Here is a 9,256-nt window from a genome sequence, read left to right as displayed (position 1 = left end):
CGGCGTGATCCATTCTGGCAAGCCCTATGACCCAAAATTTGCGCCTTAGGGCTTGACAGGGGAGACGGTATCTACGCCAGGGTCAACGTCCGTAACCAGTCCGCAAGAGTCCATCACGCGTTTTTTTACGCGTCTGCATGTTGCCATTTGCGCGAGTACTGTTATACTAAACTACAACACCACCCCAACACACCACCAACGAGGAGGCAGGCATGACCACAACGCCGCACCGCATGACCACGGAGGCCCCAGATGACCGTCGGCTGGAACGATAACACCCCCATTTACCGCCAGCTCAAGGAGCGCGTCGTCGGCATGATGCTCGACGGCGTGCTCAAGGCTGGCGACGCCCTGCCCTCGGTGCGCCAGATCGCAGCCGAGTATCAACTCAATCCAATCACCGTGTCGAAGGCCTATCAAGAACTGGTCGATGAGAACCTGGTGGAAAAACGAAGGGGAATTGGCATGTATGTTACCGAAGGGGCAAGCGAGAAACTGCTGGCAAGCGAGCGCGAGCGCTTCATCAGCGAAGAGTGGCCGGCGATGGTCGAGCGCATCCGTCGCCTCGGCCTGAATGTCGAGCAATTGCTGGCAACCGTCAACAAGGGAGGTGCCGCATGAGCGCCGTCATTTCCGCACGCGGCTTGACCAAGCACTACGGCAAGCGGGTCGCCGTCGACGGCATCGATTTCACGATCGCCTCCGGCCGCATCGTCGGCCTCATCGGCCCCAATGGCTCCGGCAAGACGACCACGCTCAAGGCCGCGCTGGGCCTCATCACCTTCGAGGGCGAGATGTCGGTACTGGACCTCGACCCACGCACCCAGCGCGATGAATTGATGAAGGATGTCTGCTTTATTGCCGACGTCGCCATCCTGCCGCGCTGGTTGCGGGTGAAGGATGCGGTCGACTTCGTGGCCGGTGTGCATCCGCGCTTCGACCGCAGCAAGGCCGAACGCTACATCGCGCACACCAAGCTGACGCCGACAATGAAGGTCAAGGAAATGTCCAAGGGCATGATCGTGCAACTGCACCTGGCGCTGGTGATGGCGATCGACGCCAGGCTGCTGGTGCTGGACGAGCCGACGCTGGGCCTGGACATCATCTACCGCAAGCAGTTCTACCAGAACCTGCTCGAAGACTATTTTGACGAAAACAAGACCATCGTCATCACGACCCACCAGGTCGAAGAAGTCGAGCACATCCTCACTGATCTGCTGTTCATCCGCGACGGCAAGATCGCCCTCGCCGCCTCGATGGAAGAAATCGGCGAACGCTATGTCGAGGTCATGGTTGCCGGCGACAAGGTGGCCGCCGCCCGCGCGCTGCAACCGATCGACGAGCGCACCGTGTTCGGCAAATCCGTGATGCTGTTCGACGCGCTGCGCGCCGGCGGCCTGTCGCGCACCCAACTGGCGGCTCTCGGGGAGGTACGAAACCCCAGTGTCGCCGACCTGTTCGTCGCCACCATGAAAGGAACCTACGCATGACTACGCCAACAAGCACCATGAAATGGCTGATCCGGCGCGAACTGTGGGAACACAAGGGCGCATTCTTCTGGGCGCCGCTGATCGTCGCCTCCGTGCTGGTGCTGCTGTTCGGCGGCGGCTACCTGTACGCCATCATCGCCAACCCGTCGTTCAATGTGCATGTCAGCGGCAAGGAAGTATTGGCCGTCAACGGCTTGCCGCCGGCGGTGCTCGCAAAACTGGCTGCCGCCGCCGCGTCGAGCTACCTGGTGATCACGGCGCCGCTGTTCTTCGTGCTGCCGGTGGTCGTGTTCTTCTACTGCATGGCGGCGCTGTACGACGACCGGCGCGACCGTAGCATCCTGTTCTGGAAGTCGCTGCCGATGTCCGACGCGCAGACCGTGCTGTCGAAGGTCGCAACCGCGCTGCTGGTCGCGCCGCTGGCGACGATGGCCATTGGCTTCGCGGCATCCTTGATCCTGCTGGTGGTCGGCCTATTGGGCGGCGCCATCAAGGGCATCAACCTGATCGCGCCGGTGCTGGCCAACGTCGACTTCTACCTGTCGCCGATCTACCTGCTCGGTTTCCTGCCGCTGTACATCCTGTGGGCGCTGCCGACGGTCGGCTGGCTGCTTCTGGTGTCGAGTTGGGCGAAGTCGCGCGTATTCCTGTGGGCCGTCGGCGCGCCGCTGGTGGCGCTGGCCATCCTGGCTTGGTTCGACTTCCTGGCCGGCCGCTTTGCCGGGGTGTCCATGAACGTCAAGTGGTTCGGCGAAGAGATCGTGGCGCGGGTGCTGTTGGGCGTATTCCCCGGCGTCTGGTTCGGCGAAGTCGATGGCGCGGCGCTGGCGCAGCAACAGGCCGGGCTCGACGGGCCGCTGCTGCTGGGTACCTCGTATGCGACCCTGCTTACGCCTGGCGTGTGGATCGCGGCCGCTGCCGGCTGCGCGATGATCTACGGCGCGATTCGCCTGCGCCGCTGGCGTGACGAGGGTTGAGCGCGATGCGCACTCTTCCCTGCCTTGTGATAAGTGTGCTGCTTGGCTGCGGCGCTGCCACCGCAGCCGATTCAAGCGCGCCGGGCAATCCGGATACCATTCACGTCAATGCGATGCGCGATCCCGAGGTGCGCAAGTATGCGGCGATCGTGGCCGGCCTCGACGAATTCACGCGTCACCATGGCATGGCGCCGGCAGTCGACGTGCTGCGATTCCGGATCGAGCCGCGCAGCGGCAAGGCGGCGACGGTATCGCCGGACGCTGCGGCGATGATGGTCAGGCTGGAAGGCGACGACGGCTTTGTACTGCCGCTTCCAGTGGACGCCAATCTCGACGTCGTGGTGCCGCGCAGTGAAAAAGCGCTCGATGCCAGGAGTGAAATGACACTCAATCGCAAGCGCCGCGACTACCGCATCACACCGCGCGTGCGCACGCCGGGCTTACCGGAAAACATGCGACGCCTGGGTGACCTGCGCCTGGAGTGCAAGGTGTGGGTGGCGATCGGCAAGGAAGAAATCGGATTGATGTGGACGCTGACCGTCAACAGCATTCTGATGACGCGGGACTGGTGTGCTTTCTTCGATGGCAAGCATGACGGCTTTTCGTTCAGGACAACCGAGCGCGTCGCGCAGGCCATCCTGGTTGAGGGCAATCTGAGCCGGGCGCTGCAGCACGCAGGGCGGAGCTTCAGCGTACCACTGCACGACCCGACCTGGAGCGACGAGGCGCTGGTCGAACTGACGTTCGAGGCGCCTACTGAAACTGCTGGCGAAACGCCTCGAACTGGCCCTTGAGCTCTTCCATCCCGGCGCGCAGCTCGGCGACTTCTTCTTCGAGCTGGCTGATGCGGCCGCCTTGCGTCAGGCCGCTGGCGGCGCTGGAGGTTTGCTCGCTGCCGGCGACGATGGTGATCTCGCCGCCCAGCAGCTGGCCGTAGCGCGACTCTTTGGTGCCCGGTGCGCGCTCGAGTTTCACGACCAGCGGCGGGTATTTGTCGATCAGGAATTGCAGCGCCGTTTCGACATTAAGCACGGTCTTGAATTCGTGCAGGCGCCCGCTGCGGGTGCGGATCTCGCCGGCGGTCTGCAGGCCGCGCAGCATCAGGATGGTAAGCACGGCCAGTTTGTCCTGCTCGAGCGTCCACTTGATGCGCATGCGGTGCTCGTACTTGACGACGCGCGCACCGGCCTGGGAGATGGCGTTCACGAGCTTGCGCTCGGCCAGGCGCTGCAGGGTATCGAGCACCACGGCTTCGCTGATCTGCATGACCGGATCGCGGCTCGACAGCTGGTTGCAGCCATTCACGATGGCGTTGAGCGACATCGGATAGTTATCGGGCGTCAGGCCTTCTTTTTCGGCCAGCACGGCCAGCACGCGCAGCTCGACCGGGTCGAGCACGGCATCCATTTCATTCGTCATGCAAATCCTTAATCTACCAAGCGGTTCATTTGTTCCGAATCGAGTTTATCACCCTCGGGCATACTCGGACAGCATAGCCCGGCCGCCTTCATCGCCGCGCTGAGGCGCTCGATCTGCTCGTCCTGGCGCGCCGCGTGGTCGATCAGGCCGCGCAAGGCTTTCGACAGCGGGTCATCGCCATTGGGCGTGACGCCGTAGGCGGCGAACATGCGCGCGCTGCGCGACTGGTCCTCTTTGCGGATCAGGTGCGCCGGGTTGCCGACGGCGGTGGCGCCGGCCGGCACGGGCTTGACCACGACCGCGTTCGAGCCGATCTTGGCGAATTCGCCGACCGTGAATGCGCCAAGCACCTGCGCGCCGGCGCCGACGATCACGCCGCGTTCCAGCGTCGGATGGCGCTTGGTGCCGGCCACCAGCGTGGTGCCCCCGAGCGTGACGCCCTGGTAGATCGTGCAGTCGTCGCCGATGACGGCGGTCTCGCCGATCACCACGCCAAAGCCATGGTCGATGAAGACGCGGCGGCCGATCACGGCGCCGGGATGGATCTCGATGCCGGTGACGATGCGCGCAAGGTACGAGATGAAGCGGCCCAGCCACTTGAAGCCGGCGCGCCAGCAGGTGTGCGCCCACCGGTGGGCGACGATGGCGTGCAGGCCGGGGTAGCAGGTGAGCACTTCGACGCCGTTACGGGCCGCGGGATCGCGCTCGATTATGTTGCGAATGTCTTCGCGGAGTCGGGAAAAGAACATGGTGGTGCTGATGGCGGATCGTGGAAACTTGGGTCCCCGCCTCCGCGGGGACGACGTTGGTTTAGTGCGGGAGATAAAACAGGTTACGTCTTTAGCCACTACCCTCTGCACGTCGTCCCCGCAGAGGCGGGGACCCAAGTTCAGCCGCGAACCAATCAGCTCTCGCGCCCAATCCGCTGACGCCGCGCTTCATACAGGCACACGCCCGACGCCACCGACACGTTCAGGCTCTCGACCGAACCGAACATCGGAATGCCGACCAGCACATCGCAGGTCTCGCGCGTCAGGCGGCGCATGCCCTCGCCTTCCGAGCCCATGACCAGTGCGGCCGGGCCCGTGAAGTCGGCTTCGTACAGGCCCTTGTCGGCATCGTCCGTGGTGCCGATCAGGAGGATGTCGCGTTCTTTCAGCTCGCGCATCGTGCGCGCCAGGTTGGTCACCGTGATGTACGGGACCGTCTCGGCGGCGCCGCTGGCAACCTTGGCTGCGGTGGCGTTCAGGCCCACCGCGCGGTCCTTCGGCACGATGACCGCGTGCGCGCCGACACCGTCGGCCACGCGCAGGCAGGCGCCCAGGTTGTGCGGATCGGTGATGCCGTCCAGGATCAGCAGCAATGGCGGGCCTTCGATGGCGTCGAGCAGCTCGTCGAGGTTGCGCGCCAGCGCCAGCTGGCTGGCGAAGGCGATCACGCCCTGGTGACGGCGGGTGCCGGTGATCTTGTCGAGGCGCGCGGCATCGACGGGCATGACGCGCACGCCGGCCGCCTTGGCGTTGGCGATCAGGTCCTTCATGCGGCCGTCGTTGCGCTCGGCGTCGACGAAGATTTCTTCCACCGACTGGGCCTCGTGACGCAGTCGCGAGGTCACGGCGTGGAAGCCGAAAATCATTTTATTTTTCATCTGCTACTTTTCAATTACTTTCAGTGACTTATTTCTTGCTGGCCTTGGCTGCTGCCTTGGTCGCTGCCTTGGTTGCTTTAGGCGCTGCAGGCACGGCGACAGCCTTGGCTGCGGCCTTGCGTGGCGCCGCCGCTTTCTTGGCTGGCGCCTTGACTGCCGCTGCCTTGGCTGGCGCTTTCACTGCCGCTGCCTTGGCTGGCGCCTTGACTGCTGCTGCCTTCGCCGGGGCCTTGACTGCTGCTGCCTTCGCCGGGGCCTTGACTGCTGCCTTTTTCGTCGGTGCCTTGACTGGCGCAACTTCCACCGGCGCGTTCACGGCAACCGCCTTGGCAGGCGCTTTCACAGCAGCTTTCTTGGCAGGCGCCTTGACCGCTGGTGCTTCGACTGCCGGTGCTTTGACCGCCGCTTTTTTCGCAGCAGCTTTCACCGGCTTGGCTTCAGCCGCCGGCGCCGGTGCTGGCGCCGCCGCGACCACGTCCTTGACGGCGGTCTTGGTTGCACGCGCCTTGCGCGCTGGCGCTGGCGCCGCGACTGCTTCGACAGGCTTGGTCGGTGCGACTGGTGCTGGTGCTGGTGCTGGTGCTGGCGCAGGCTTAGGCGCTGCCACCGGTGCCGGCTTCGGCGCCTCTGCTTTCGCTTGCGGCGCGGTCGTCATCACTGGCGCCACTGCTGCTGCCGCTGCGCGCTCGGCCGCCTTGGCCTTCTGGCGTGCCTTGCGCGATTTTGGCTTCGCCTGTTGCGGCTCGGTGGCGTTCTGGACGAGCGGACGTGCAGCCTCGAGCGGCGACTGCTGTGGACGGCCATTGTCGCCATTGGCGCCAGGCTTCGGTCCACGTGAACGACCACCGCGCGAACGCTTGCCGTTGTTGCCGCCGCTGCTGTTACCGCCGTTGCCGTTGCCGTTGCCACCGTTGTTACCACCATTGCCGCCATTGTTCGGACGACCGTCGTTGGCGCGTGGCTCGTTATTGCGGACTTCCTTGCGAGCACCGTTATTGCGATCGCCCTTGTTGCGGCCTGCATCGTCGCCCGACGCTTCTGCGCCAGGCGCGGACGCCAGCGTCAGATCGATCTTGCGCGATTCGAGGTCCACACGCGCGACCTTGACGCTCACCTTGTCGGTCAGACCGTAGCTCTGGCCGGTGCGCTCGCCGCGCAGCACATGGCGCGCTTCGTCGTACTGGAAGTAATCGGCGCCCAGTTCGGTGATGTGCACCAGACCTTCGACGAACAGTTCGTCGAGCTGCACGAAAATGCCGAAGGTGGTCACGCCGGCGATGGTGCCGGTGTACTCTTCGCCGATCTTGTCCTGCATGAAGAAGCACTTGAGCCAGTTCTCGACGTCGCGCGAGGCTTCGTCGGCGCGGCGTTCGTTCGCCGAGCAGTGCACGCCCAGGGCGTCCCAGATGGTCAGGTCTTTTTCGCTCTTCGGCGCCTTGCCGTCGGCCTTGTCTTTCGCGGCCTGCTTGCGGGCCGAATTCGACTGGGTCGTGTTCAGCTTGCCCAGTTCGATGCCCTTCGGCTCGTACTTCTTGCCGAGCAAAATCGCCTTGATCGCGCGGTGCGTCAGCAGATCGGGATAGCGGCGGATCGGGCTCGTGAAGTGGGCGTACGCCTCGAACGCCAGGCCGAAGTGGCCGACATTGTCCGGGCTGTAGACGGCCTGCTGCATCGAACGCAGCATCATCGTTTGCAGCAGTTGCGCGTCCGGGCGCTCCTTGATCTGCTGCATCACGGCGGCGTAGTCGCGCGCGCTCGGCTTGTTGCCGCCGGCCAGGTTCAGGCCGACCTGCTTGAGGAACGTGCGCAGCTGGTTCAGCTTTTCTTCGGTCGGCGTCGCATGCACGCGGAACGTGCCCGGGTGCTTGTGGCGCAGCAAAAAGTCGGCGGCGCACACGTTTGCCGAGAGCATGCACTCTTCGATCAGGCGGTGCGCATCGTTGCGGGTACGCGGGATGATCTTTTCGATCTTGCCCAGCGCATTGCAAACGATATAGGTCTCCGTCGTCTCGAAGTCGATGGCGCCACGTTCGTGACGGGCCTTGAGCAGCGCGCGGAACACCTGGTTCAGGTTCTGCAGATGCGGCACGATGCCTGGACGCTCCTGGGCCTGCTCGCCGTTGACATCCTCGAGGATCTCGGCCACCTGGTTATAGGTCAGGCGCGCGGCCGAGTGCATCACGGCCGGGTAGAACTGGTAGGCGGTGACTTCGCCGTCTTGCGTGACGACCATGTCGCACACCAGCGTGCAGCGGTCGACCGCCGGGTTCAGCGAGCACAGGCCGTTCGACAGCTTCTCGGGCAGCATCGGGATCACGCGGCGCGGGAAGTACACCGACGTCGAGCGCTCGATGGCGTCGACGTCGAGCGAGTCGTTCGGCTTGACGTAGTGACTGACGTCGGCAATGGCGACCAGCAGGCGGAACGCTTTCACGCCCTTGATGGTGACCGGTTCGCAGTACACGGCATCATCGAAGTCGCGTGCATCTTCGCCGTCGATGGTCACCAGCGGCACGTCGCGCAAATCCACGCGGTTGGCCAGGTCGGCATCGATGACTTCGTTCGGCAGGCGCGCGGCCTGCTTGAGCGCGGCCGGCGAGAAGATATGCGGCACACCGAACTTGCGCACGGCGATTTCGATTTCCATGCCCGGGTCGTCCAGTTCGCCGAGCACTTCGACGATGCGGCCGGTCGGCTTCTGGAAACGGCCCGGCTGCTCGAGCAGTTCGACACTGACGACCTGCCCTGCGCGCGCGTTGCCGGTCGGACCGGTGACGATCACGTCCTGCGCGATACGCTGGTCTTCCGGCGAGACGATCCAGGCGCCGCCTTCATTGAGCAGGCGCCCGATGATGTGCGTGTTAGCGCGCTGGACGACTTCGACGATCGAGCCTTCAGGCCGACCGCGGCGGTCCATGCCGGTCACGCGCGCCATCACGCGGTCGCCGTGCAGTACTTTTTGCATTTCGCGATCGGACAAGAACAGGTCAGGACCCGGTTCATCGGGAATCACGAAGCCAAAACCGTCGCGATGCGCGCTGACTTTGCCAGCGACGAAGGCGGAGTGATCGGCCAGCATATAAGTGCCGCTGCGGTCGGAACGGATCTGGCCGTCACGCTCCATGGCGTTCAGGCGGCGGCCGAGGACTTCCTGCGCTGCGGGCTGAACATTGAGGGCGTGTGCCAGAGCGGCTGCATCGAGCGATTCAGCGGCGTCGCGGAAGACAGCGAGGATTTCCTCGCGGCTTGGAATGGTATGAGTAGGTTGCTTCAAATCGATTCTTTTTTCTTTTGGCCAGTAGAGCGCCGCACATCACATAGGGGCGGCAGCGTGGTTAATTGACACCATGACAGGCGTAGTGTAACGGAGGTCTATCCGATTCGCCTAACATGATGTGCGCCAACGACCTGCGCGGGTCTTTCGCAATGCATGCGCGTGAAATCCTTGTCGAGAACTTCACCTTGGGTCTTTGACTATTGAAAATGATCCGCTATAATCTCGCTCTCTTCAGCAACGGCGACAACGCCGAGGCGATGAAAAGCAGTAGTAGCAGAGGATGTTTGATGCGACGGTCAGCTATGTTTTACGAATAGTTGATCTGGCGGAAAATGACAAACCCTGCTATTGTAGCAGAGATGTGCTAGCAGTGCCCACGTGGCGGAATTGGTAGACGCGCATGGTTCAGGTCCATGTGCCGCAAGGTGTGGGGGTTCGAGTCCCT

General features: G+C 63.7%; 7 protein-coding genes and 1 pseudogene. 4 read left to right on the top strand and 4 right to left on the bottom strand.

Annotation, left to right across the window (positions count from 1 at the left end):
- Nucleotides 1–252 precede the first annotated feature (252 nt).
- From AB2N08_RS22775 to AB2N08_RS22760, 4 genes are read left to right on the top strand one after another with little or no spacing between them, the layout of a single operon-like run.
- Nucleotides 253–621, top strand: coding sequence for a GntR family transcriptional regulator (locus AB2N08_RS22775; protein ID WP_367613184.1), 369 nt, complete (start codon nucleotides 253–255; stop codon nucleotides 619–621).
- Nucleotides 618–1,490 carry an ABC transporter ATP-binding protein gene (locus AB2N08_RS22770; RefSeq protein WP_367613183.1) on the top strand — a complete coding sequence of 291 codons (873 nt, stop codon included), beginning with the start codon at nucleotides 618–620 and terminating at the stop codon, nucleotides 1,488–1,490. Before AB2N08_RS22775 ends, AB2N08_RS22770 begins: the two co-directional genes overlap by 4 nt.
- Complete coding sequence (locus AB2N08_RS22765) at nucleotides 1,487–2,467, top strand: hypothetical protein (RefSeq protein WP_367613182.1); 981 nt, start codon at nucleotides 1,487–1,489, stop codon at nucleotides 2,465–2,467. The genes AB2N08_RS22770 and AB2N08_RS22765 overlap by 4 nt, the downstream gene beginning before the upstream one ends.
- Before the next feature lie 35 nt (nucleotides 2,468–2,502).
- The gene (locus AB2N08_RS22760; protein WP_367613181.1) at nucleotides 2,503–3,261 is read left to right on the top strand and encodes a hypothetical protein; all 759 of its coding nucleotides are present in this window, start codon (nucleotides 2,503–2,505) and stop codon (nucleotides 3,259–3,261) included.
- Here the strand turns inward: AB2N08_RS22760 and AB2N08_RS22755 are convergent.
- The 4 genes and pseudogenes from AB2N08_RS22755 to rnr all read right to left on the bottom strand — a co-directional run.
- Nucleotides 3,221–3,886: a YceH family protein gene (locus AB2N08_RS22755; protein ID WP_367613180.1), complete on the bottom strand. Its 666-nt coding sequence runs from the start codon at nucleotides 3,884–3,886 to the stop codon at nucleotides 3,221–3,223. The two genes, AB2N08_RS22760 and AB2N08_RS22755, sit on opposite strands and share 41 nt — an antisense overlap.
- 8 nt (nucleotides 3,887–3,894) lie before the next feature.
- Nucleotides 3,895–4,635, bottom strand: coding sequence for a serine O-acetyltransferase (gene cysE, locus AB2N08_RS22750; protein ID WP_367613179.1), 741 nt, complete (start codon nucleotides 4,633–4,635; stop codon nucleotides 3,895–3,897).
- 155 nt (nucleotides 4,636–4,790) lie between these two features.
- Nucleotides 4,791–5,534: a 23S rRNA (guanosine(2251)-2'-O)-methyltransferase RlmB gene (rlmB, locus tag AB2N08_RS22745; RefSeq protein ID WP_367613178.1), complete on the bottom strand. Its 744-nt coding sequence runs from the start codon at nucleotides 5,532–5,534 to the stop codon at nucleotides 4,791–4,793.
- Between the two features lie 817 nt (nucleotides 5,535–6,351).
- Nucleotides 6,352–8,808, bottom strand: a pseudogene (gene rnr / locus AB2N08_RS22740) (ribonuclease R); the annotation flags it as partial.
- Nucleotides 8,809–9,256 lie beyond the last annotated feature (448 nt).

Origin of the sequence: Massilia aurea (genome assembly GCF_040790145.1) — a bacterium.
GTDB classification, from domain to species: domain Bacteria; phylum Pseudomonadota; class Gammaproteobacteria; order Burkholderiales; family Burkholderiaceae_D; genus Telluria; species Telluria aurea_C.
The sequence above is the reverse complement of the archived record's forward strand: the minus strand, read 5'-3'. Positions and strand labels throughout refer to the sequence as shown.

What these genes read in the sequence shown, in the direction of transcription:
- AB2N08_RS22775 (WP_367613184.1), top strand. Translation starts at nt 253, where the DNA reads ATGACCGTCGGCTGGAACGATAACACCCCCATTTACCGCCAGCTCAAG.
- rlmB (WP_367613178.1), bottom strand. Translation starts at nt 5,534, where the DNA reads ATGAAAAATAAAATGATTTTCGGCTTCCACGCCGTGACCTCGCGACTG.
- cysE (WP_367613179.1), bottom strand. Translation starts at nt 4,635, where the DNA reads ATGTTCTTTTCCCGACTCCGCGAAGACATTCGCAACATAATCGAGCGC.
- AB2N08_RS22765 (WP_367613182.1), top strand. Translation starts at nt 1,487, where the DNA reads ATGACTACGCCAACAAGCACCATGAAATGGCTGATCCGGCGCGAACTG.
- AB2N08_RS22755 (WP_367613180.1), bottom strand. Translation starts at nt 3,886, where the DNA reads ATGACGAATGAAATGGATGCCGTGCTCGACCCGGTCGAGCTGCGCGTG.
- AB2N08_RS22770 (WP_367613183.1), top strand. Translation starts at nt 618, where the DNA reads ATGAGCGCCGTCATTTCCGCACGCGGCTTGACCAAGCACTACGGCAAG.